We start from the raw sequence: 22,641 nt of genomic DNA, 5'->3' as shown, positions 1-22,641 counted from the left end.
GTCTCGTAGGCAGGAGTGAGCGGAGAGGAGGGAGGAGCGGGAGAGAACGGGTCAGGCGGGTTCGGGTACTGCGTTTTCGATCAAGGTCGCTTCGATCTTCTTCGGCGCCTGCAGCGGGCCGGGCGCGGTGACCGCGCCGCGCGAGGCCGAGCCGACGCTGCGCGCGTACTTGGCCAGCACGCCGGTGGTCACGCGCGGGGCGATGCGCGCGGGCTCGCGCGCGGCCAGGTCGGCGGCGACGCTCAAGGTGCGGGTGGCGACGTCGATGGCGACGCGGTCGCCTTCGCGCAGCCGCGCGATCGGGCCGCCGTGCGCGGCCTCCGGCGAGATGTGGCCGACCATGAAGCCGTGGGTGGCGCCGCTGAAACGGCCGTCGGTGATCAGCGCGACGTCGTTGCTCAAGCCCTGGCCGACCAGCGCCGCGGTCACCGCCAGCATTTCGCGCATGCCCGGGCCGCCGGTCGGGCCTTCGAAGCGGATCACGACGACGTCGCCGGCTTCGATCTTGCGCGCCTGCACCGCGGCAAACGCGGCTTCTTCCGAATCGAACACCCGCGCCGGGCCTTCGAAGTGCTCGCGGCCGTGGCCGGCCAGCTTGAGGATGCAGCCTTCCGGGGCGAGGTTGCCGTAGATGATCGAGTAGCCGCCGCGCGGCTTGAGCGGGTCGCTGATCGGACGCACCACGTCCTGCTGCGCGGCCATCGTCGCCTCGCTCAGCTCCCGGAAAAACGAACGGCCGGTGACCGTCGGAACATCCTCGATCAGGCCGGCCGTCTCCAGCTCGCGCGCCACCAGCGCCGCGCCGCCGAATTCGAACATTTCCGCGGCGGTATAGCGTCCGCCGGGTTTCAGGTCGGCGATCACCGGGGTGTGCGCGGCGGCTTCGAACTCTTCCAGGTCGAAGGCGACGCCGGCTTCGTGGGCGATCGCCAGCAGGTGCAGCGCGGCGTTGGTCGAGCCGGCGGTGGCCGAGACCGCGCGCGCGGCGTTGCGCAAGGAGGCGGCGGTGATCAGCTGGCGCGGCGTCGGCGCGCCGTCGCGCAGGCGCTGCGTGACCAGTTCGCCGCACAGCCGCGCGGTCTCGGGCTTGTCGTCGTGGATCGCCGGAACGTCGTTGTAGCCCAGCGGCGACAGGCCCAGGAAGGTCAGCACCATCGCCATGGTGTTGGCGGTGAACTGGCCGCCGCAGGCGCCGGCGCCGGGGCAGGCGTGCGATTCGATCCGATGCAGCTCGGCGTCGTCGATGCGCCCGGCCGAATGCGCACCGACCGCTTCGAACACGTCCTGCACGGTCAGCGGCTTGTCGTCGGCGGCGCCTTTCTTCGACGGGCAACGGCCCGGCATGATCGTGCCGCCGTAGAGGATCACGGTCGGGATGTCCAAACGCGCGGCCGCCATCGCCGCGGCGGGGATGGTCTTGTCGCAGCCGACCAGCAGCACCATCGCGTCCAGGCAGTGGCCGGAGACCGCCAGTTCGATCGAATCGGCGATGGTCTCGCGCGAGGCCAGCGAGGCGCGCATGCCGTCGCTGCCCATGGCGATGCCGTCGGTGACGGCGATGGTGTTGAACTCGATCGGCGTGCCGCCGCCCTCAACCACGCCGCGGCGCACGTGCTGGGCGAGGTCGCGCAGGGTGATGTTGCACGGCGAGACGTCGCTCCAGGTGTGGACGACGGCGACCAGCGGTCTGGCGATGGCCGCATCGTCCAGGCCGGTCGCGCGCAGCATCGCGCGCGCGGGGGCTCGGGCCGGGCCTTGCTTGATGGCGTTGCTTCTCACGAACGGCGTTCCTTGGGGGCGAATCCGTCGCCGTTGCCGCACGTCCGCGTGCGGTGTTGCAAGGAACCCAGGGCCGCATAACGAAAAACCCCGCGCCTTTCGGGCGCGGGGTTCGAGGTTCTTCGACCTTGGGTTGTGTGGTTTTGCTACACGAACCCGACTCCCGCGCTGGTGAGCGAGGTAATAAGTACGAGGGCAAGAATAATGCTGGCGATGGCCGGAGCGGCCTTGAGCAGGGTGCTGCGAAGCTGCGCGGCGCGCGCGGACTCGTTCGAGGCCGCGATGGCCCGCGAAGTGGTCTGGCGATGGTTGCTGCGCTGCGTCATGGGTCGAGAAGACCACGCCCGTTTGGGGCTTGTCAATAGTTTCCTGGAAAACCATCGCGAACCGTGGCCGCGGTCGCGGCGAGGGGCGACCGACGGCGCGTTGCGGATTCACTTTCGCTTCGTGGCGAGCGCACACGCACCGTGGAGTCTGTCCGCATCGGCCCGAATCGGGCTGGTGAGACGGCGTCCCTGTCGGCCGCCGCGAACCGATCGAGCGCACCATGCCCCTCCCGTACCGACTGCCTGCCCGGGCGCGAACGCCACAAGCGATCGCGTGGTTGCTGACGATGTTCTGCCTGTCGGCGGCCTGGGGCGGCCGCACCCTGTATTTGCAAGCGCTGAGCCGCGACCTGTCCGAACACCGGCTCGCGGTCGTGGTCTGCAACGGCCGCGCCGACACCTACCTCTGGCTCGATCCGCGGGTCGCCGCCAGCGTCTGGGAGGCCGATGCGGACGCCGGCGACGACGCGGTGGCCTACACGACCGCGACCCTGGAGCTGCCCGGCCGGGCGTTGGGCAGCGGTTACCAGGTGGAAGCGCGCGACTTCGCCCGCGGCACCCTGGTGTTGCCGCCCGAGTTCGAACTGCAGCGTTATATCCGTAGCGGTTACCGACTGCGTCTGGCCGCGCCCGCGGTGCCGCGTGGCTACTACGGCGACGGGGTGGCTTACCAGATCGATCCGACCGTCGAGTTCGGCAACGCGTTCGGCTCGGTGCGGTTGCGGCCGGGCTTTTCGCGGCGGACGATCGGGCTCGACTACGCGGCCGGGATGGGGCCGGTCGTGTCCGGCCGCGAGCGTGGCGGAGCCGGCGGGCGTTCCGCGGCGGTGGCTTGCGCAACCGCCGACGAGGCCGAGCGTTGATGCTGCCGGTGCGCGCCGCCCGCCGCAGACGGCAACGCCCGGTGCCTGCCGCGGTGCGCACATCGCCGCAGCGGACATCGCCGCGGCGCCGCGCCCCGCGATCAGCGCCGAAGCCGCTTCGATCCGCGGTTCGCGCGCGGTCGCTACATGGCGTCGGCGAGCGCACCGGCCAGCAAGCGCTCGCGCAGGGCCGCGTAGTCCGCCGCCATCGGTTCGGCGCAGGCCGGCCGCGCCAGCGATTCGGCCAACGCCGGCGGCGGCTCGACCGCATGTCCGACCAGCGGCTCGACGATGCTGTCGAACTTGGACGGATGCGCGGTGGCCACCACCGCCCACGGCCGCTCGTCGCCCTGCGCGCGCAGGGTCTCCAGCACGCGCAGGCCGGTCGCGGTGTGCGGGCAGGGCACGATGCCGTAGCGCTGCGGCGCGGCGCGGATGGTCTGCGCGATGGTGGCGTCGTCGACGCCTTCGGCATGGATCGCGGCGCGCAGTTCGGCGTCGTCGCGGTACCAGTGGCGCAGGCGCTCGAAGTTGCTCGGCGCGCCGACGTCCATCGCATTGGCCAGGGTCGCGCGGGTCGGCTGCGGGGCGTAGTCGGCGCCGTCGAAGTAACGCGGCAACGTGTCGTTGGCGTTCGTCGCCAGGCGCAGTTCGCCGACCGGCGCGCCCATGCGCTTGGCCACCAGCGCGGCGCAGGCGTTGCCGAGGTTGCCGGTGGGGACGATGAAGTTCAGCGGCTCGCCGTGATCGGCGTAGTAGCGCGCGGCGGTGTGGGCGTAGTACGCCGCCTGCGGCAGCAGCCGGCCCAGGCTGATGCTGTTGGCCGAGCTCAGCGGCGACTGCGCGCGCAGCGCGTCGTCGCCGAGCGCCTGCTTGGCCAGGCGCTGGCAGGCGTCGAAGTCGCCGTCCACGCGCAGCGCCTGGACGTTGTCGCCCCAGCAGCCCAGGCCGTGGGCCTGGCGCGGCGAGACCCGGCCGTCGGGATACAGGATCAGCACGCGGAAGCCGGGCCGGCGGTGGAACGCGGCGGCGACCGCGGCGCCGGTGTCGCCGGAGGTGGCGACCACGATCGTGGTGTCGGGCGCATCGGGCGCGCGCAGCGCCGACAGCGCGCCGCCGAGGAAGCGCGCGGCGTAGTCCTTGAACGCGGCGGTCGGGCCGTGGAACAGCTCCAGCAGCCAGCTGTCGGGCTGGGCCAGCGGGCGCAGCGGCGCGTCGAAGCAGAACGCCTGCGCGCAGATCGCGCCGAGCCGGTCGCGCAAGGCGGAATCCACGAAATAGGGCGCGAGCACGGCCTGCGCGGTTTCGTGCAGGGCCCGCGCCGGTAGCGGGCCATCGAGGGTCGGGAAGGCGTCGGGAACGTACAGGCCGCCGTCCGGCGCCAGGCCGGCGGCGAGCGCGGCGTCGAGGGCGGTGGGCGCGGTCTGACCGCGGGTGCTGAGGAAGTTCATGCGCAATCCGGTTGAAGGCGCCGCGCCGGCTTCGCGTTCGCGAGCGCGGCGCAGGGCAGGGGTCGAGGGCGGAGCGTTGCGGCGGGGCGGCGCTGGCTCAGTCGAGCACCTCCGCGCGCGGCCCGGCCACCGGCGTGACATAGGCGCGCGAATCGAATCCGGCCTGGGCGAAGGCCTGGCGCATCGCGATCGCGGCGGCGGCGGCGTCGGCGCGCGCGGCGAACCAGGCGAAGCAGCTCGGGCCCGCGCCGGAGATGCTGGCGCCGAGCGCGGCGTGGTCGAGCGCGGCGGCCTTCACTTCGGCGAAGCCGGGAATCAGCGGCGCGCGCCGCGGTTCCACCAGCAGGTCGACCAGACCCTCGCGCAGCAGGCCGGCGTCGCCGCGCTGCAGGCCGGTCAGGAACAGCGCCAGGTGCGCGCTCTGCTTGACCACCTGGGCGAGCGGATACGGCTCGGCCAGCACCGCGCGCGCGCGCCGGGTTTCCAGCACCTGGTCGGGGTGGACCACCACCGCGTACAGCCAGTCGGGCGCCGCCAGCGGAATCATCCGGGTCGCGGTCGCCATGACCACGCCGCCGAGCAGCATCGGCGCGACGTTGTCGCCGTGGCGGCTGCCGCTGGACACCGACTCGCCGTCCAGGGCGAATTCGTACAGCGCCTCGCGCGGCAAGGGCCTGGCCAGCACCGCGTTGGCCGCGACCAGGGCGGCGACGCAGGACGCGGCCGAGCCGCCGAGGCCGGAGCCGAGCGGAATGCCCTTGTCCAGTTCCAGCTCGAAGCCGTGTTCCAGCCCGAGCTTGTCGCGCAGCGAAATCAGCGCCTGTCCGGCGGTGTTGCGCGCGGCCTCCAGCGGCAGCGCGTCGGCGCCGGGCACCGCGCCGCGGATCGCGCGGATGCGCACGGTGGGTTCGTCGATGCGCCGCACCGTGGCGAGATCGCGCACGCCGTCGATGGAATGGCCGAGCAGGTCGAAGCCCACGCCGATGTTGCCGACGCTGCCGGGCGCGAACGCGCGCGCCTGCTGCGCGGGCACCGCGTCGGCCTCGTCGGCGGAGGGAAGGGCAGCGCTCATGCACGGGCTCCGAGGGTCTGGGCGATGGTCAACATATCGCCGAACACGCCGGCGGCGGTAACGTCCGGGCCGGCGCCCGGGCCTTGCACCACCAGCGGGTTGTCGGCGTAGCGGCGGGTGCGGAACTGGATCAGGTTGTCGGTCAGCGCGCCGTGCAGGGCGGCGTGGCCCGGCTGCGGCGTGACCACGCCGACGCTGGCGCGGCCGTCGCGGTCGAGGCGGGCGAGGTAGCGCAGGCTCAGGCCGGCCGCGCGCGCGGCATCGAAGCGCTGCTGCAGCGGCGCGTCGAGCTCGTCGAGGCGGGCGAAGAATTCGTCCTTCGACACCGCGCGCAACTGCTCCGGCACCAGGCTCTCGACTTCGATCTGCTCCAGCGACAGCGGCCGGCCTGCTTCGCGCGCCAGGATCACCAGCTTGCGCGCCACATCGGTGCCGGACAGGTCGTCGCGCGGATCGGGCTCGGTGTAGCCCAGCTCGTGCGCCTCGCGCACCAGCGCGGAGAACGGGGTGCGGCCGTCGTAGCGGTTGAACAGCCAGGCCAGGGTGCCCGACAGGATGCCTTCGACCTCGGTCAGCTCGTCGCCGGTGTCGAGCAGCGAGCGCAGGGTCTGGATCACCGGCAGGCCGGCGCCGACCGTGGCTTCGTAGCGGAACTGGCCGCCGTGGCGCGCGGCCTCGCGGATCGCGTCGTAACGCGCCAGCGGACCGGCGCCGGCGTGCTTGCTCGGGGTGACCACGTGGATGCCGGCGGCGAGCCAGTCGGGATAGCGCGCGGCGACCGCGTCGGAGCCGCTGCAATCGACGATCAGCGCATGCGGGATGTGCTCGGCGCGCACGTGCGCGGCGAAGCGGTCGAGATCCAGCGCCTCGGATTCGTCGTCCAGCGCCTGCGCGTCCTCGAACGCCAGCGCGCGCGGCGCCAGGCGCATGCGCCGGCTGTCGGCCAGCGCGCGCAGGCGCAGGTCCAGGCGGAACTGCGGGCGCGCCTCGCGCTGGAAACGCGGCTGCGCGGCCGACAGCTGCGCGAGCAGGGCGCGGCCGACCTTGCCCGGGCCGATCACGCCGATGGAAATGCACTGCGGCGACAGCCAGAACGCCGAATGCGCGGCGCGCAGCGCGCGGGTCGCGTCGCGCGCGGCGATCGCCACCGAGATGTTGCGCTCGCCGGCGCCCTGGGCGATCGCGCGCAGGTTGACCCGCGCCTTGGCCAGGCCGTCGAACAACTGCGCGGCCACGCCGGGCAGGCCGACCATGCCGTCGCCGACCGCGGCCAGCACGCAGATGTCCGGCGTCACCAGCACGTGCTGGGCCTGGCCGTCGGCCATGGCGTCGGCGAACGCGGCGACGATCGCGTTGCGGCCGCGCTGGGCCTGGTCGGCGCGCACCACGCAACAGATCGAATGTTCGGAGGAACCCTGCGAGATCATCGTCACCGACACCCCGGCCGCGCGCAGCGCGCCGAACAGGCGCTCTGCCGCGCCGGGCACGCCGACCATGCCGTTGCCGACCAGCTCCAGCACCGCCAGGTCGTGGACCAGGCTCAGCCCCTTCACCGGCGCGGCGCCCGGCTGCGGGCGCAGGCTGATCAAGGTGCCGGGCGCCTGCGGGTTGCGGGTGTTGCGGATGCGCAGCGGAATGCCGCGCTGCTGCACCGGCGCCATGGTCTGCGGGTGCAGCACCTTGGCGCCGAAATAGGCCAGTTCGCAGGCCTCGGCGTACGACATCGAGGGCAGGCAGACCGCGTCGGGCACCAGCCGCGGATCGGCCGAGAGCACGCCGTCGACGTCGGTCCAGATGGTCAGCGCGTCGGCGTCGAACAGGTTGGCGAAGATCGCCGCGGAATAGTCGCTGCCGTTGCGGCCCAGGGTGGTGTCGCGGCCGTGCGCGTCGCGGGCGACGAAGCCGGTGACCACGACGTTGGCGGCGTCGTTGCGTTTTCGCCATTCGCCCAGGCGCTCGCGGCTGTGCGCCCAGTCCACCGCCACGCCCATCTCGCCCGGATGCACCACCAGCACCTCGCGCGCGTCCAGCCGCGCCCAGCCGGCCGGCGCGCCGCCGAGCGCGGCGTGGATCAGGTACGAGGACCACACCTCGCCCAGGCCCGGCAGCGCCGCGGCGAGCGCTTCGTCGTCGGCGCGGCGCAAGCCTTCCAGGGTGTCGCGCAGGCGCTCGAATTCGGCCTCCAGCGCTTCGATGGTGCCGTGGCGGCGGTGCGGGTCCAGCGACAGCGCGGTGTCGAGATGGCGCTTGCGCAGCGCGCTCCACGCCGGCGCCCAGTCCTGGCCGTCGCGGGCCGCGGCGACCAGCGCCAGCAGCGCGTCGGTGACGCCCTGCATCGCCGAGACCACGGCCACGCGTTCGCGCGCGCCGTCGTCGAGCAGGCCTACGGCGACGCGGTAGCGGTCGGGATCGGCGAGGCTGCTGCCGCCGAACTTGTGCGCGTGGCGCGCCGGCGACAGGGTCGCGTCGGCGTAGGCGGCGGCCTTGGCCGCGGCGTCGGCGGCAAGGTGGTCATCGGCCGCGGCCGCATCGGGCTGGGTGTCCGATGTGGGGTGGACCGATGCGGCTTGAGGTGGGGCGGACGACATGGCAAGGCTCCTGGTGGAGCTCCGCGGTCCGTTCGAGTGGGGGCCGGCAGCCCGCACCCGGGATCGGGTGCGGAGCGGCGTGGTGATTCAGCTGGACACGCCCGTCCGCACCCATTGGCGGGTGGTACCGGTACCGGTAGTGGTAATCGACATCGCCGCGACGGCGCCTACCCGGCCGTGCGGCAGGGTCGAGACGGAGCGGACGAGGGCGAGGGCGGCGTGCATGGAACTAGCAATACCGTGCCGTTGTGCAGCGCGTCAAGTGGGTCGAAAAAATTTCATCGGCAAACTGTGCGCGGCGCTGGACTCCCCTGTCCGCGCGGTTGCGTGCGCGCTCGCGCGTGGGCGGCCGGCCCTGTCCGAACGGCCAGGGCCAATGGTTTCTGCGGTTACTTTGCCGGCGCCGCCGGTCGCGGCGCGGCGCCGGCCCGGTTCATTTCTTGGCCTGGCCGTACTGCACCGTGATCGTGGCGTGGCCGAGCGCGTCGGCGCGGGCCATGGCGCCGGCGATCGCTGCCGGGGCCTTGGCGTCGAGCCGCAGCGCCTCGCTCTTGAGCGCCCACACGGTGAATTCGTAGCGGTGCGGCTTGCCCGGCGGCGGGCACGGGCCGGTGTAGCCGGCCTTGGCGAAATCGTTGCGCAGCTGCAACGCGGGCTTGGGCGGGGCGGCGCCGCGTTCGAGCGAGGTGGTCGCGACCGGCAGGTTGACCACCGCCCAGTGCCACCAGCCGCCGCGGGTGGGCGCATCGGGGTCGAACACGGTGATGGCGAAGCTGCGGGTGCCTTCGGGCACGTTCTTCCACTCCAGCGCCGGCGCCTGGTTGCCGCCGCCGCAGGCGAGCGACACGTGCGCGGCGGCGATGGTCTCGCCTTCGCGCAGGTCGGCGCTGTGCAGTTCCAGGCTCTGCGCCTGGGCGAGCGCGCTCAGCGACAGGCCGGCCGCAGCCAGCAGCGGCGCGATGCGGCGGACCGCGCGCGCGCTCGCGCGGCCGCAGCCGGAAAGCGACGCCGAACGACGGACGACGGGGAAACGGGAAGCGGACGAACGGGATGCGGGCATGCGCGGCTCTCCTTGGCGTGCAGAGCGCCAGTGTCGCAGATGCGCGATATGCGCGTCGCCGGCGCGCGGCGCCTGCATCGCCGGCGCGGCGCACCCCGCGGGCGCCGCGCTCGCCCGCGCGGCATCGCAGCATTGCCTGCACGGCGCGCGCGCATTGTGTGCGCCGCGCCCGATTGCGTTCATGCTCGCGCCGCGCCGCCGCGGCCGCTTTGGCGACGCGCTCGCGCATCGGGTGTGAAGCGCATTGAGGAATGGCCGTGCGCCGGCGCATGTACGCCGCCGATTTGAACTGCGTCGCACGACAGCGCCGAAGGCTGCGGTCACAGTCCGGCCGCCCGCGATTTTACGGACTGCCGTTGCGGGCGTTCCGACGATGACGAACGGTCGTACGCGCCGTCCGCCGCGCGGTTCGGCCCGCGCGGCCGTTGCGCCGTCCATTGCACGCTTCGACGTCTTTCTCGGGAGAAGAACATGAAGACGATTTCCAAGGCGGGACTGGGGCTGGCGCTGTGCTGCGCGCTGGCGACGATCGGCGGCACCGCCGCCGCGCAGGGCCGCGGCCTGCAGGGCGAGGACCTGGTGTATTCCTACGACGAGATGTTCGACTTCGACACCGACGCCTACCTGGCCAAGCGCGCGCCGCACCTGCGCAAGCATTCGGAAGAAATCTCGCACTGGGCCGGCTACAGCGGCATCAGCCCGAAGGTGCTGATCGCGCTGATGGAGCAGCAGAGCGGCGCGGTCAGCGGCAAGCGCGCGCCGGCGCGGCCGTTCGGCAAGCTCGCCCGCGCCGACGGTTTCGGCGCGCAGACGCGCGAAGTGGCGCTGGCGCTGCGCCAGTCGCTGTACGCGCGCGATCCCGACGGGGCCAAGGGCCCGGTGACGCTGGCCCGCGCCAATCCGCTGCAGGCGCTGTTCGAGCGCTCCGGCGACAACGAACCGGCCGCGGCGCTGCGCGGCGACGGCGAATTCCAGCTGGTCTACGGCCGCCTGTTCAACGAGCCGCGCCAGGCCAAGGCGCCGTCGGACCGCTTCGCCAAGGCCGGCCCGGATGTGCAGCCGCTCTCGCCCAACGGCCTGCTGCAGTTCCCGTTCCCGCGCGGCGCCAGCTGGCATGTCGGCGGCGCGCACACCAACACCGGCTCGGGCAACTACCCGATGTCGTCGCTGGACATGTCGCGCGGCGGCGGCTGGGGCAGCAACCAGAACGGCAACTGGGTGTCGGCGTCGGCGGCGGGCTCGTTCAAGCGCCATTCCTCCTGCTTCGCCGAGATCGTGCACACCGGCGGCTGGTCGACGACCTACTACCACCTGATGAACATCCAGTACAACACCGGCGCCAACGTGTCGATGAACACCGCCATCGCCAACCCGGCCAACACCCAGGCGCAGGCGCTGTGCAACGGCGGCAGCTCGACCGGCCCGCACGAGCACTGGTCGCTGAAGCAGAACGGCAGCTTCTACCACCTCAACGGCACGTATCTGTCGGGCTATCGTATCACCGCCACCGGCAGCAGCTACGACACCAACTGCAGCCGCTTCTACCTGACCAAGGGCGGGCAGAACTACTGCTACGGCTACTACACCAACCCGGGCCCGAACTGAGGCCGGCGCGGCGCGCCCGCGCCTCAGCCGCCCCAGGGCGGCGGGGGCGCGGGCACCGGCCGGGTCAGGTCGAACTCGACCCGGAACAGGCGGCCGGGGCGGGCGAGTTCGTACACGAAGCGTTGCGCGTCGATCTCCACCGCCCACACGTTCGGCACCGAGACCTCGCGGCCGAGGCGGCGGAACAGCGCGCGGCTGTGCGGGTCGGCGGGGAATTCGTAGCGGCCCGGCGCGGCGCCGGGCTTGAGGTCGCCGCCGTACAGGGTCAGCTCGTCCTCGCTGCCGTCGCGGTGGCGATGGTCGTGCTTGAAGCTCAGGCCGTCGCCCTGGCGCTGGAACACCCAGGTGCGCGAGCGGTCCTCGCCGACCTGGAACGGCACCCGGATCGCGTCGGCCTCGCAGCCGCGCACGTGCATGACCAGGGTCTTGCCGATGAAGGGATCGTCGGCGCTGCGCGGGGTGTCGGCGACGATGCGGCCGGCGAAGGCCTGGCCGCACAGCGGGCGCAGGCGTTCGAGCAACTCGCCGGCGCGGGCGCGTTCGGCGGCGCGTTCGGCCTGCGGCGCGGGCCGCACGGTGTGGCCGAGGAGGCAGCCGCCGAGCAGCAAGGCGGCGACGAGGGGCAGCAGGACGAGCGGGCGCGATGGGTTCATGCGGGCACGCTAGCGGCCGGGCGTTGCGCCGGCAAGGCGGGCCGCGCGGGCCTGCGACGGCGGTCGCCGCCGGCGGGATTGGCGCCGGGGCCGGTTTCCGGGTCTAATGCAGGCTTGAAGCGGGGGTACCGCGGCGGGCCGGCACGGTCGCGCGGTTGAGACAGTCCCTTCGAACCTGATGCGGTTGAGACCGCCGTAGGGAAGCTTCGCAGGACGCGATCGCTGCGTCCGCGCGCCCGCTTTGCGCGAGCCTTCCGGCTCGTAGCGCCGCACCGTCAGGGGTGCGGCCGGCTTTTCCTCACAAGCCCCTCTCCAAAGCGGACGAATTCCAATGAACGCGGTTCCCTCCGAGCTGATCCAGCAAGCCGAGAAGTTGTCGGCCGACGTCACCCGCCCGATCCCCGGCTCGCGCAAGATCCATGTGCAAGGATCGCGCCCCGATCTGAACGTGCCGATGCGCGCGATCGCGCTGGACCGCACCCCGACCATCTTCGGCGGCGAAGACAACGCGCCGCTGGCGGTGTACGACACCTCCGGCGCCTACACCGACCCGGACGCGCACATCGACCTGGCCGCGGGCCTGGCGCCGCTGCGCGCGAACTGGATCGCCGAGCGCGGCGACACCGAGCTGCTCACGGGCCTGTCCTCGGAATTCGGCCGCCAGCGCGAGCACGACCCCAAGCTCGCCCACGTGCGCTTCGGCAACCGCCCGCTGCCGCGCCGCGCGATCGCCGGCGCCAACGTCACCCAGATGCATTACGCGCGCCGCGGCATCGTCACCCCGGAGATGGAATACATCGCCATCCGCGAGAACCAGCAGCTGGAATCGATCCGCGAAGCGCATCTGCTGAGGCAGCATCCGGGCCAGAGCTTCGGCGCGAACATCCAGAAGATCATCACCCCCGAGTTCGTGCGCGAGGAAGTCGCGCGCGGCCGCGCGATCATCCCCAACAACATCAACCATCCCGAAAGCGAGCCGATGATCATCGGCCGCAACTTCCTGACCAAGGTCAACGCGAACATCGGCAATTCGGCGGTGTCGTCCGGCATCGCCGAGGAGGTGGAGAAGCTGGTGTGGTCGATGCGCTGGGGCGGCGACACGGTCATGGACCTGTCGACCGGCAAGCACATCCACGAAACCCGCGAGTGGATCATCCGCAATTCGCCGGTGCCGATCGGCACGGTGCCGATCTACCAGGCGCTGGAGAAGGTCGACGGCCGCGCCGAGGAACTCACCTGGGAGATCTTCCGCGACACCCTGATCGAACAGGCCGAGCAGGGCGTGGACTACTTCACCATCCACGCCGGCGTGCTGCTGCGCTATGTGCCGCTGACCGCGCGCCGGGTCACCGGCATCGTCTCGCGCGGCGGCTCGATCCTGGCCAAGTGGTGCCTGGCGCACCACAAGGAAAATTTCCTCTACACCCACTTCGAAGACATCTGCGAGATCATGAAGGCCTACGACGTGGCCTTCTCGCTCGGCGACGGCCTGCGTCCGGGCTCGATCGCCGATGCCAACGACGCGGCCCAGTTCGGCGAACTGGAAACCCTGGGCGAGCTGACCAAGATCGCCTGGAAGCACGACGTGCAGACCATGATCGAGGGCCCCGGCCACGTGCCGATGCAGCTCATCAAGGAGAACATGGACAAGCAGCTGGAGGTGTGCGGCGAAGCGCCGTTCTACACCCTGGGCCCGCTGACCACCGACATCGCGCCGGGCTACGACCACATCACCAGCGCGATCGGCGCGGCGATGATCGGCTGGTACGGCACCGCGATGCTGTGCTACGTGACGCCGAAGGAGCACCTGGGCCTGCCCAACAAGCACGACGTGCGCGAAGGCCTGATGGCGTACAAGATCGCCGCGCACGCGGCCGACCTGGCCAAGGGCCATCCCGGCGCGCAGGCGCGCGACAACGCGATGAGCAAGGCGCGCTTCGAGTTCCGCTGGGAAGACCAGTTCAACCTCGGCCTGGACCCGGAGCGCGCGCGCGAGTACCACGACGAAACCCTGCCCAAGCAGGCGCACAAGGTCGCCCACTTCTGCTCGATGTGCGGCCCGCACTTCTGCTCGATGAAGATCACCCAGGACGTGCGCGACTACGCCAAGGAACACGGCCTGGACGAGGGCGCGGCGGTCAACGAGGGCATGGCCGAGAAGTCGGCGGAGTTCCGCGCGCAGGGCGCGGAGGTCTACCACCGCGCGTAAGCGCTGCCGCGCGATCTGCCTGTAGGAGCGGCGCGAGCCGCGACCAACCGAAGCGCCGTACGCAGGCGCCGCGTCCCGAAGTCATGGGAATCGGTGCGGGCGCAGAACAGGATTGACGGGCTTGGGTTGGTTGCGTGGCACGACGCTGCTTCGGTTGGTCGCGGCTCGCGCCGCTCCTGCAGGGGGCGGCCGCGACAACGCAGGCGAGGGTGGGTGAGAACCGCGCAAAAGCCGGGCATGCTGTGCCCGGCTTTTTTCCTTCCGACCGGACCCCGCCTGCGACCCATGACCAGCTACGCATCCCTGAAATGGCGCGCGATCGCCCGTCGCCACCCCTCGGCGTTCCTGCTGGCGGCGCAGTTGCTGAGCCTGGCGGTGTATCCGCTGTTCGAGCCGGCCGGCGGCGGGCGCGTGGTGTTCGGCGCGTTCGGGGTGCTGGTGCTGGCGCTGGCGGTGTGGGTGGTCAACCGCAGCCCGGCGATCAAGTGGATCGCCTGGATCATCGCGATCCCGGCGTTCGCGCTGTCGGTGCTGTCTGTGCTGTTCGCCAGCCCGGCGCTGCTGGTGCTGTCCTCGGCGCTGGAGGCGGCGCTGTATTTCTATGCGGCGGGCGCCTTGATCGCTTACATGATGAGCGACCACAAGGTGACCGCGGACGAGCTGTTCGCGGCCGGGGCCACGTTCACTCTCTTGGCCTGGGGCTTCGCCTACGCCTTCCTGGTCTGCCAGGCCTGGTATCCGGACAGCTTCGTCGGCGCGCAGCGGCCGGGCGAGCCGCGCACCTGGCTGGAACTGCTGTTCCTGAGCTTCACCAACCTGTCCGCCGTCGGCCTGGGCGACATCCTGCCGATGTCGCCGGCGGCGCGCGTGCTGACCATGTTCGAGCAGTTCGCCGGGGTCGGGTACATCGCGGCGGTGGTGTCGCGGCTGATCGGGCTGACCATGCTGCGGCAGCCGCGGCCGTAGTCGCGGACCGCGCGTACGCCGAGGGTACCGGCCGGCGCGGGCGTGGGCGGCTGAACGGGGGCGAAACGCTGCCTCACAGGCACGTGATTCGCAGCGTGATGATGTAATCGGTGTAGCTGCGGTGCGTTACACATGAACACGTGCCGGCGCGCGCGTTTTGGAACGATACGTTTCGGTCTTTCCGGCCCCAAAGCCGCACCTGCGACGTTGCGGACCGGCTCGGCGCGGCTTGGCGGGGGCTAGAATAGGCAGCTAGAACAAGCAGTGCCGGCGCGCCTTTCCGATCGCGCCACCGCGCCATGCCGGATATGTCGGTTGGTCCGCCTTGTGCCTAGGCGTTCAGGCACATGACCCACCGCGGGCAAGTGCGCACCATCAGCAGGATTCATGCCGCGAACCCACGAGCCATCGACGCCGCCCTTGCCCGCCGAGCACCTGCGGGTAGGCGATTGCCTGGTCGACATCCCCTTGCGCGAGATCCGCGCGCCGGGGGCGCGTCGGCCGCGCCGGATCACGCCCAAGGCCATGGGCGTGCTGCTGGTGCTGGTCGATCATGCCGACCGGGTGGTCAGCCGCGATGCGCTGCTGGCCGAAGTCTGGCCCGACACCCTGCCGACCGACGACGTGGTCACCCAGGCGGTGACCCAGCTGCGCAAGGCCTTCGATGAGGACCGCGGCAACCCGCGCTACATCGAGACCATCGCCAAGAACGGCTACCGCCTGCTGGCCAAGGTGCGCTGGCTGGTGCCGGAGCAGGCGGCCGCCGGCGGCGAAGCCGAGCCGGCGGGCGAGGGCGCGGCGCTGGCGATGGCCGGCGCCGACGGCGCCGCGGCCGCGGCCGCGGCGGTCGCGTCCGTGGCCGCCCCCGCCGAGCGGATCGAGCCGGTCCCGCTGCCGAACCAGCCGCGCCCGCGCGGCACCTGGCGTTCGTTGGTCGGGACGGTGGCGTTGGTGCTCGGCCTGGTGGTGCTGCTGGTGTGGTGGTCGCTGGCGCGCCAGGCGCACGCGCCCGGCGCCGCGCCGGCCGCGCTCGACCCGGCCCGGGTCGCCAGCACCGCGCGTCCGTACCGGCTGATCACCTCGATGCCCGGCTTCGAAGTGCAGCCGACCCTGTCGCCGGACGCGGCCCTGGTCGCCTATGTCGCCATCCCCGAGGGCCAGCGCGGCACCGCGATCCTGGTCCAGACCACCGACCAGACCCCGCCGCGCCAGCTCACCCGGCCCAGCGGGCTGGCCGAGGACAGCGCCCCGGCGTGGTCGCCGGACGGGCGTTCGATCGCGTTCCTGCGGGTCGATCCGGCGCGCGCCTGCAAGGTCCTGCTGATCGCCGCCAACGGCGGCGCCGAGCGCGAGATCGGCGATTGCGACCCGCGCAACCCGCCGACCTTCGAATGGACCCCGGACGGGCGCGGCCTGATCTTCGGCAGCATGCAGACCGCCCAGGGCATCGTCGGCATGCGCGTGCTCGACCTGGCCAGCGGCGAATGGCGCGCGGTGCCGTACCGCGCCGGCGCCGGCAACCTCGACCTGTCGCCGCGGTTCTCGCCCGACGGGCGCTGGATCGTGTTCCTGCGCAACAACCCCCAGGGCGACTTCTGGCGCCTGCCGGCCGAGGGCGGCAACGCCGAGCGGCTGAGCCAGCTCAGCGCCGACGTGCGCGGCTGGGACTGGCTGCCGGACAACCGCAGCATCCTGTTCGGACGCATGATCGACGGCGATACCCGCCTGTTCCGGCTCGACCTGGAAACCGGCCAGGCCCGCGACCTGGGCATCGAGTCGGCGCAGTTCCCGGCGGTGGCGGCCTCGCGCCCGGCCGCGGCGTTCGTCCAGCGCAAGCCGTACTTCGGCCTGTTCCGGGTGGTGCTGGGCGATACCTCCAAGGGCGCGGTGCACGTGGTCGACCCGCTGTTCCCGTCCTCGGCCCGCGACATGCTGCCGGCGGTGGCCCCGGACGGGCGCCAGATCGTGTTCTTCTCCGACCGCTCCGGCAGCAACCACCTGTGGTGGGCCGACCTGGACCAGCCCGACTCGCTGCGCATGCTGCCGGGCGTGACCCCGGGCACCCGCTACGGCGCCTCGTGGTCGGCCGACAGCAGCCGGGTCAGCGTGGTAGGGCCGGACGCGGAAGGGCGCAACGTGATCTTCGAGGTGGTTCCCGCCAGCGGCCGGGTCACCCGCCTGCCGGCGCCGGTGGACGAACCGATCCAGGCCATGCAGCTGCCCGACCCGGAGCGGATGCTGGTCCTGGCCGGGGTCGGCGACGGCCGCCTGCGCCTGCATCTGTTCGACCGCAGCCGCTCGCCGTGGAAGCTGCTGGCGGCGATCGACGACGTGGTCGAGGCCAAGGCCGACCCGGCCCACAACCGCCTGCTGTTCGCCCGCCAGACCCAGTCCGGGCTGTGGCAGGCCGACCTGGGCCTGGCCGCGGCCAGCGTCCGCCAGATCGACGACAGCGAACCGGTCGCCGACCGCTACCGGCTGTGGGACGTGGCCGTCGCCACCGGCGAGTTGCGCTACATGGACCAGCAGCCGACCTGCCTGTCGCTGATGCGGCGGATGGCCACCCCGGAGCTGCCGCCCTCGGTGCTGTGTCTGGACCAAAGCCGGCGCTCGGCGATCAATGGATTCAGCCTGAGTCCGCGCGGCGACACCGTGTATCTGGCCCTGGCCAAGTGGGATGGGGCCGATATCGGTTACATGGACTTGCCCGAGGAACCGAAGACCTTCGTTCCTGGCTGGCTCAACTGATTGATCCGGCTGGGAAAAGTCCTTTCGGAAGTTCGTCGGATGTGACATCGTTCCGAATTCGCCTAACTCTCCGTCAAATTTCCTGCGCAAAGGTTCGTTGCTCGCGCAAATAAAAACCTCATTCCCCGCAAATGAGGTGGACCAATGGAGCAAGCATTGTGGGCGGATCGCGGACAGCTGTTGCAGCTGGACGCGCAGGATCACTCCGCTCAGGCAAGTTGCGTCGGTGTCTCGCGACTGGGCAGCGCCCAGTTGTCCGGGACTCACTTCTCGCTCTGGGTGCAGCTGCGCGGCAGCTCGTGGGTCGAAGCCAAAGAGGGCAAGTTCCGCCTCAAGCGCGGCGACTGGATCGCGTTCGAGCGCGACTCCAAGCCGGTGCTGCAGGCCGACCGCTACGGCGTCTGCATCGGCCTGAACCTGACCCCGGACGCGATCAAGGCGATGGCGCGCCTGGCCGACAGCACCCTGTACGCCGGCCGCGGCCGCATGAGCCGGCACGACGCGCGCATCGCCCTGCGCCTGTGGCGCCAGGCCCATGCCCGCAACGGCGAGGCCGACACCGGCTTCGACCTGAACGCCCTGCGCCCGATCCTGCTGCACCTGGCCGGCGTCCAGCGCGAGCTGACCGCGCGCATCCAGCGGTGCCCGGGCCGTTCGCGCAGCCGCAAGCGCCAGGTCTTCGGCCGCCTCCAGCGCGCCCGCCTGTACCTGGAAGGCAACTGCGACCGGGTCGTGCGCATCAGCGAACTGGCCGAGCTGACCAGCTTCTCGAGCTGGTACTTCTCCAAGACCTTCCACAGCCTGTACGAGGAGAGCCCGCAAGCGGCCTCCGCGCGCATGCGCCTGGAACACGCCGCGGACTTGTTGAAGAACACCTCGATGATGATCGGCGAGGTCGCCGCCGCCAGCGGTTTCGACAACTGCTGCAGCTTCGCCCGCGCCTTCCGCGCCCGCTTCGGCACCTCGGCCACGCGTTACCGCAGCGCCGCGGCCAGCGCCAAGGCCGAAGCCGCGCGTGCGGCGGTGGTCTCGGCGGTGCCGTTGCGCAAGCTGGCGATGGCGAGCTGACGTCGGCTAGCGCAGGCGACGAAAGCGTTGCGAAACACCGAAGAAGGTTCCGAAACGGCCGCAACCTGGCCGGGCAGTACGATCCGAAGCAAGCCGTTCGTAGCAAACGCAGCAAACGCAGTCCTCCGAGCCCGCTGTATCCGCCGTGTCACGGCCCGCCCGATGCGAATCCGGCACCGCCGCCAGGCCGATACCGCCAGCCGCCTCCCCCCGTAGGCCGGACTTCAGCGACACCGCAGCAACGCCGAGGCTTCGACTGCGCGCACCGCGCGCAGCCGACCTCGGCGGCATCGGGCCGGCGCGCACGCGCCTTCGCGCTTGGCGGGTCGTTTCTCTCCTTCTTGTTACAGGCGCGCTGCATCGGCGCGGCGGCAGTCTTTGCGCGTCGCGTGCGCGCGGCTGCAGTCGGGCGTGCGCTCGCTCGCATGCATGCATGCATGCGTGGGTGCAAGCGTGTGTGCGAGAGACGCGGGCATGAACGAATCGTTCAGCATCGCTGCGCGCATTCGAACGGAAGACGATTCATCGCATGCATCGCACGCATCGCATCGCGTCGCCACGCATCGACGTTCGGCGTTGGGCGTTCGCGTCGCACCGACGCTCGACCTCGCGCAACGGATGCGAGCGCCGCGTTCATCGAAACGATCGCTTCGCTTCCTTGTTGACTGAACAACTCGTTCAGTTCGAACGTGTGCGCACACCTGCGCACACCTTGCGCATACCGCGCGAACGCAGCGAAAACCCCTGGAATCCCGCGGTTCGCGCAGGCACCGGCGCGATGCGCCGAAGTCGTGCGCGCAATCATGTCGATACGGATCGCAGCGCATGCGTATGCGCGCGGCGACCAACAATCAGCGGCTTCTCTGTGAGCGGACACGCAGCGCAAAGACGCGATGCAAAGCTTCGCGACGGATTCGGCAAGCGATTCGCCAATGCGCGGCAAGCCGCATCGACGCGCGCGGCGTGGTTGCGGCGCTGCGCCGCGAACGGTCAAAAACACGGGCAATTCATCACGTTTCATGCGTGCGTCGTGTTTTTTCAAACGCGATGACAGTGGCTTCCACGCCTGACTTCGCAAAGTCTCCCGTTGGCACCCGCAAAGCAGTGCGGAGACTTCGAACGTACTTTTGCAGGGCGTTTTAACACGCCCATAACGAGATTACTGGAGAGAGATAGATGAACCATCGTAGTCTGCGCCCCGTGGCGCGGTACGGCGTTCTGCCGTCCGCTATCGCCGCGGCGCTTGTGTCGGCACTGGTCCCGGCGATCGCCGGCGCTCAGGAAGCCGATGCCTCCAAGACCCCCACCACTCTCGATCGCATCGAGGTGACCGGTTCGCGCATCCGCCAGGCCAACCTGGAGACGTCGCAGCCGGTCGTCACCATGTCGCGCGCCGAAATCCAGAAGCAGGGTTTCACTTCCGTCGCCGACATCGTCCAGAACATCACCGCCACCGGTTCGCCGGCGATCTCGCGCGCCGACGCGCTCGCCTCGGGCGAGAACGTGGGCGGCCAGTACGTCGACCTGCGCAACCTGGGTCCGGAACGCACCCTGGTGCTGATCGACGGCAAGCGCATGGGCATCAGCTCCAGCGGCTATTCCGACCTGGCTTCGATCCCGACCTCGATCATCGAGCGCATCGAAGTGCTGACCGACGGCGCCTCGGCGCTGTACGGCTCCGACGCGATCGCCGGCGTGGTCAACATCATCACCCGCAAGCGCTTCGACGGCCTGGAAGGCAGCGCCTACCTCGGCCAGTACGGCCAGGGCGACGGCAACAAGGAAACCTACAACTTCGTCATCGGCCAGACCGGCGAGCGCGGTTCGGTGACCTTGGGCGCCGAGTACAGCAAGGAAGATCCGGTCATGGCCAAGGATCGTTCCTTCACCCGTTACCCGAACGGCCGCGGCCATCCCGCGCCGGTCGCCGGCGACGACAACGGCTGGAACGGCATCACCCAGTGGGGCGCGTTGATCGACAACCGCCAGACCCCGCTGAATCCGAAGGACGACATCTCGTACACCGCCAACCGCGGCAGCACGAGCACCGGCTCGCTGGGCAACTTCCACGAGACCGACATCAACGACCTGGCCAACCCGAACGAGCAGATGTATCTCTCGACCGGCCTGGAGCGTCGTTCGGTGTTCGCCAACGCCGAGTTCGACATCACCGACAACCTGCGCGCCAAGGCCGACATCCTGTACACGGATCGCGAAGCCACCCAGCAGATCGCCGGTTATCCGTTCCGCTCGGTCGGCTTCGGCCGCTACGACGGCGACCTCAGCCTGAAGGGCAGCAGCGCGTTCAACCCGCTGGGCTACGACGCCAACGTCATCCGCCGCACCTGGGAGATGCCGCGCCAGACCAAGTCCGAGCTGAGCACCTATCGCTTCAGCGGCGGCCTGGAAGGTTCCTTCGAACTGGCCGGCAAGACCTGGGACTGGGACGCGAGCTACCTCTACAACCAGAACAAGGGCAACAAGACCGGCACCGGCAACCTGTTCCTGCCGAACGTCGAGAAGGCCCTGGGCCCGTCGTTCGTCGACGCCGGCGGCGTCGCCCGCTGCGGCACGCCCGACGCGCCGATCGCCGGCTGCCTGGCGTGGAACCCGCTGCTGGGTCCGGACTCCAACGGTCCGGGCGCGCTGACCAATCCGGAACTGCAGAAGTACCTGTTCCTGCCGACCCACGACAGCTACACCAACAAGACCCAGGTCTACAGCCTCAACCTCAGCGGCGTGCTCGCCACGCTGCCGGCGGGCGACCTCGGCCTGGCCGCGGGTTACGAGCACCGCAAGGAAACCGCGAACTACGAGCCGGACGCCCTGCTGCAGTCGGGCCTGAGTTCCGACCTGGCCGGCAGCTCCACCCACGGCGGCTACTCGCTCGACGAGTTCTACGTCGAACTGGCCGTGCCGGTGCTGTCGGATGTGACGTTCGCGAAGGAGCTGTCGTTCAACATCGCCGGCCGCTACTCCGACTACGACACCTTCGGCGACACCACCAACGGCAAGTTCAGCCTGAAGTGGAAGCCGATCGACGACCTGCTGGTCCGCGGTACCTACGCCACGGGCTTCCGCGCCCCGACCGTGAACGATCTGTACGGCGGCGTCGGCGAGAGCTTCGACAACTACACCGATCCGTGCGACACCCTGTTCGGCGCGGCCGTGCGCAACGGCCAGGTCGCCCAGCGTTGCGGTGGCGTGGTCCCGGCGAACTTCCGCCAGGCCGCCGCCGGCGGCAATCCGGCCACCGGCCCGAATGCCCAGTCCGACAGCGCGTTCCTGTCCGGTTCCAACCCGCTGCTGAAGCCGGAGACCTCCAAGTCGACCAACATCGGCTTCGTCTATAGCCCGAGCTGGTTCAGCGGCTTCGACGTCAGCCTGGACTGGTGGAAGATCAAGATCGAGAACGTGATCGCGTCCGAGACCGTCACCTCGATCCTGAACAACTGCTACGTGCTCGGCATCGACTCGGCCTGCGGCCGCTTCATCCGCGACACCGATCCGCTGAACCAGGGCCAGGTCGTCGACGTGACCCGCACGCTGATCAACGCCGGCTACCAGGAGACCGCGGGCTACGACCTGGGCGTCTCCTACCGCCTGGCCGACACCGCGTACGGCAACTTCGCCTTCACCTGGAAGACGACCTACGTCGACTACTCCGAGTACAAGCGCGACGGCGAAGCCAACACCCCGGTCGAGCAGCGCACCAGCTGGGTGGCCGACGGCGCGAGCAACTTCCGCGTGCGTTCGAACTTCAACGCCGACTGGAGCCGCGGCGACTTCGGCGCGAGCTGGGGCATCCGTTACTACGGCGGCCTGAAGGAAGAGTGCGCGTACGATCTCGACGGCGGTCCGGAGTGCAACAAGCCGAACTACCAGTCCTCGTACCGCGGCATCGTGCCGGTCCGCGAAGTGGGCGCCAACACCTTCCACGACGTGCAGGTCCGCTACAACACCCCGTGGAACGCCACCGTGGCGCTGGGCGCGAACAACGTGTTCGACCACATCGGCCAGACCATGTACAGCCAGCCGAACAGCAGCTTCGTCTACAACGGCAGCTTCGACATCGGCCGCTTCGTGTACATGAAGTACACCCAGCGCTTCTGATCGAAGCCTGAGCGGTACTAGCGACACGACTACGGCCCCGAAAGGGGCCGTAGTTTTTTGCGTCGGCGGATCGCGCGACGAACTCGCGCCAAGCTTTTGTGGGAGGGGCTTCAGCCCCGACGCTTTTCTTTCAGGTCGCG

Annotated in this window: 16 protein-coding genes and 1 riboswitch; of the genes, 8 read left to right on the top strand and 8 right to left on the bottom strand. The window is 70.6% G+C overall.

Annotated elements, in window-relative coordinates; all coding sequences use genetic code 11:
* Positions 1-51: 51 nt before the first annotated feature.
* Both BLV01_RS20130 and BLV01_RS20125 read right to left on the bottom strand, forming a co-directional pair.
* Positions 52-1,779 carry a dihydroxy-acid dehydratase gene (locus BLV01_RS20130; RefSeq protein ID WP_091804243.1) on the bottom strand — a complete coding sequence of 576 codons (1,728 nt, stop codon included), beginning with the start codon at positions 1,777-1,779 and terminating at the stop codon, positions 52-54.
* A 146-nt stretch (positions 1,780-1,925) separates the two neighbouring features.
* Positions 1,926-2,105, bottom strand: a complete 180-nt coding sequence (locus BLV01_RS20125; protein ID WP_091804240.1) for a hypothetical protein — start codon at positions 2,103-2,105, stop codon at positions 1,926-1,928.
* A gap of 221 nt (positions 2,106-2,326) precedes the next feature.
* Between BLV01_RS20125 and BLV01_RS20120 the strand changes: the two genes are divergently transcribed.
* Entirely contained in the window at positions 2,327-2,968 is a 642-nt protein-coding gene (locus tag BLV01_RS20120) for a hypothetical protein (RefSeq protein ID WP_139178918.1), read from the top strand.
* 143 nt (positions 2,969-3,111) lie between these two features.
* Here BLV01_RS20120 and thrC read toward each other — a convergent pair whose 3' ends face one another.
* The 4 genes from thrC to BLV01_RS20100 form a co-directional block, all read right to left on the bottom strand.
* A complete protein-coding gene (gene thrC / locus BLV01_RS20115; RefSeq protein ID WP_091804234.1) occupies positions 3,112-4,419 on the bottom strand; it encodes a threonine synthase in 1,308 nt (435 codons plus the stop codon).
* Between the two features lie 97 nt (positions 4,420-4,516).
* Complete coding sequence (locus BLV01_RS20110) at positions 4,517-5,491, bottom strand: homoserine kinase (RefSeq protein WP_091804231.1); 975 nt, start codon at positions 5,489-5,491, stop codon at positions 4,517-4,519.
* On the bottom strand, positions 5,488-8,079 hold the full coding sequence (thrA, locus tag BLV01_RS20105) for a bifunctional aspartate kinase/homoserine dehydrogenase I (protein WP_091804228.1): 2,592 nt from the start codon (positions 8,077-8,079) through the stop codon (positions 5,488-5,490). The genes BLV01_RS20110 and thrA overlap by 4 nt, the downstream gene beginning before the upstream one ends.
* Before the next feature lie 433 nt (positions 8,080-8,512).
* The gene (locus BLV01_RS20100; protein WP_091804225.1) at positions 8,513-9,139 is read right to left on the bottom strand and encodes a YbhB/YbcL family Raf kinase inhibitor-like protein; all 627 of its coding nucleotides are present in this window, start codon (positions 9,137-9,139) and stop codon (positions 8,513-8,515) included.
* Between BLV01_RS20100 and BLV01_RS25735 the strand changes: the two genes are divergently transcribed.
* Entirely contained in the window at positions 9,138-9,377 is a 240-nt protein-coding gene (locus BLV01_RS25735) for a hypothetical protein (protein WP_139178915.1), read from the top strand. The genes BLV01_RS20100 and BLV01_RS25735 overlap by 2 nt on opposite strands.
* 233 nt (positions 9,378-9,610) lie before the next feature.
* Positions 9,611-10,744, top strand: a complete 1,134-nt coding sequence (locus BLV01_RS20095; protein ID WP_091804222.1) for a M23 family metallopeptidase — start codon at positions 9,611-9,613, stop codon at positions 10,742-10,744.
* Positions 10,745-10,767: 23 nt separating this feature from the next.
* Here BLV01_RS20095 and BLV01_RS20090 read toward each other — a convergent pair whose 3' ends face one another.
* Positions 10,768-11,397 carry a hypothetical protein gene (locus tag BLV01_RS20090; RefSeq protein WP_091804220.1) on the bottom strand — a complete coding sequence of 210 codons (630 nt, stop codon included), beginning with the start codon at positions 11,395-11,397 and terminating at the stop codon, positions 10,768-10,770.
* Between the two features lie 111 nt (positions 11,398-11,508).
* Positions 11,509-11,617, top strand: a riboswitch (TPP riboswitch).
* 111 nt (positions 11,618-11,728) lie between these two features.
* On the opposite strand from BLV01_RS20090, the gene thiC reads away from it, so the two are divergent.
* From thiC to BLV01_RS20070, 4 genes are all read left to right on the top strand, one after another.
* The gene (gene thiC, locus BLV01_RS20085; protein ID WP_091804217.1) at positions 11,729-13,606 is read left to right on the top strand and encodes a phosphomethylpyrimidine synthase ThiC; all 1,878 of its coding nucleotides are present in this window, start codon (positions 11,729-11,731) and stop codon (positions 13,604-13,606) included.
* A 285-nt stretch (positions 13,607-13,891) separates the two neighbouring features.
* Positions 13,892-14,572 carry an ion channel gene (locus BLV01_RS20080; RefSeq protein ID WP_091804213.1) on the top strand — a complete coding sequence of 227 codons (681 nt, stop codon included), beginning with the start codon at positions 13,892-13,894 and terminating at the stop codon, positions 14,570-14,572.
* Between the two features lie 387 nt (positions 14,573-14,959).
* Positions 14,960-17,320, top strand: coding sequence for a winged helix-turn-helix domain-containing protein (locus BLV01_RS20075; protein ID WP_091804210.1), 2,361 nt, complete (start codon positions 14,960-14,962; stop codon positions 17,318-17,320).
* A 144-nt stretch (positions 17,321-17,464) separates the two neighbouring features.
* Entirely contained in the window at positions 17,465-18,388 is a 924-nt protein-coding gene (locus BLV01_RS20070; RefSeq protein WP_091804207.1) for a helix-turn-helix domain-containing protein, read from the top strand.
* A 487-nt stretch (positions 18,389-18,875) separates the two neighbouring features.
* Here BLV01_RS20070 and BLV01_RS25730 read toward each other — a convergent pair whose 3' ends face one another.
* Entirely contained in the window at positions 18,876-19,409 is a 534-nt protein-coding gene (locus tag BLV01_RS25730; protein WP_139178912.1) for a hypothetical protein, read from the bottom strand.
* Positions 19,410-19,633: 224 nt separating this feature from the next.
* Here BLV01_RS25730 and BLV01_RS20065 point away from each other — a divergent pair, with 224 nt between their 5' ends.
* The gene (locus BLV01_RS20065; protein ID WP_343124261.1) at positions 19,634-22,501 is read left to right on the top strand and encodes a TonB-dependent receptor plug domain-containing protein; all 2,868 of its coding nucleotides are present in this window, start codon (positions 19,634-19,636) and stop codon (positions 22,499-22,501) included.
* Positions 22,502-22,641 lie beyond the last annotated feature (140 nt).

The organism is Lysobacter sp. yr284 (assembly GCF_900107375.1).
Taxonomy (GTDB): Bacteria; Pseudomonadota; Gammaproteobacteria; order Xanthomonadales; family Xanthomonadaceae; genus Lysobacter.
Note: the sequence above shows the minus strand (reverse complement) of the source record. Positions and strands in the feature narration are given on the sequence as shown.

Coding starts and splice junctions, on each gene's coding strand:
- BLV01_RS20080 (WP_091804213.1), top strand. CDS start 13,892: ATGACCAGCTACGCATCCCTGAAATGGCGCGCGATCGCCCGTCGCCAC.
- thrA (WP_091804228.1), bottom strand. CDS start 8,079: ATGTCGTCCGCCCCACCTCAAGCCGCATCGGTCCACCCCACATCGGAC.
- BLV01_RS20090 (WP_091804220.1), bottom strand. CDS start 11,397: ATGAACCCATCGCGCCCGCTCGTCCTGCTGCCCCTCGTCGCCGCCTTG.
- thrC (WP_091804234.1), bottom strand. CDS start 4,419: ATGAACTTCCTCAGCACCCGCGGTCAGACCGCGCCCACCGCCCTCGAC.
- BLV01_RS20095 (WP_091804222.1), top strand. CDS start 9,611: ATGAAGACGATTTCCAAGGCGGGACTGGGGCTGGCGCTGTGCTGCGCG.
- BLV01_RS20125 (WP_091804240.1), bottom strand. CDS start 2,105: ATGACGCAGCGCAGCAACCATCGCCAGACCACTTCGCGGGCCATCGCG.
- BLV01_RS25735 (WP_139178915.1), top strand. CDS start 9,138: ATGCGCGGCTCTCCTTGGCGTGCAGAGCGCCAGTGTCGCAGATGCGCG.
- BLV01_RS20075 (WP_091804210.1), top strand. CDS start 14,960: ATGCCGCGAACCCACGAGCCATCGACGCCGCCCTTGCCCGCCGAGCAC.
- BLV01_RS20070 (WP_091804207.1), top strand. CDS start 17,465: ATGGAGCAAGCATTGTGGGCGGATCGCGGACAGCTGTTGCAGCTGGAC.
- thiC (WP_091804217.1), top strand. CDS start 11,729: ATGAACGCGGTTCCCTCCGAGCTGATCCAGCAAGCCGAGAAGTTGTCG.
- BLV01_RS20110 (WP_091804231.1), bottom strand. CDS start 5,491: ATGAGCGCTGCCCTTCCCTCCGCCGACGAGGCCGACGCGGTGCCCGCG.
- BLV01_RS20100 (WP_091804225.1), bottom strand. CDS start 9,139: ATGCCCGCATCCCGTTCGTCCGCTTCCCGTTTCCCCGTCGTCCGTCGT.
- BLV01_RS20120 (WP_139178918.1), top strand. CDS start 2,327: ATGCCCCTCCCGTACCGACTGCCTGCCCGGGCGCGAACGCCACAAGCG.
- BLV01_RS25730 (WP_139178912.1), bottom strand. CDS start 19,409: ATGAAACGTGATGAATTGCCCGTGTTTTTGACCGTTCGCGGCGCAGCG.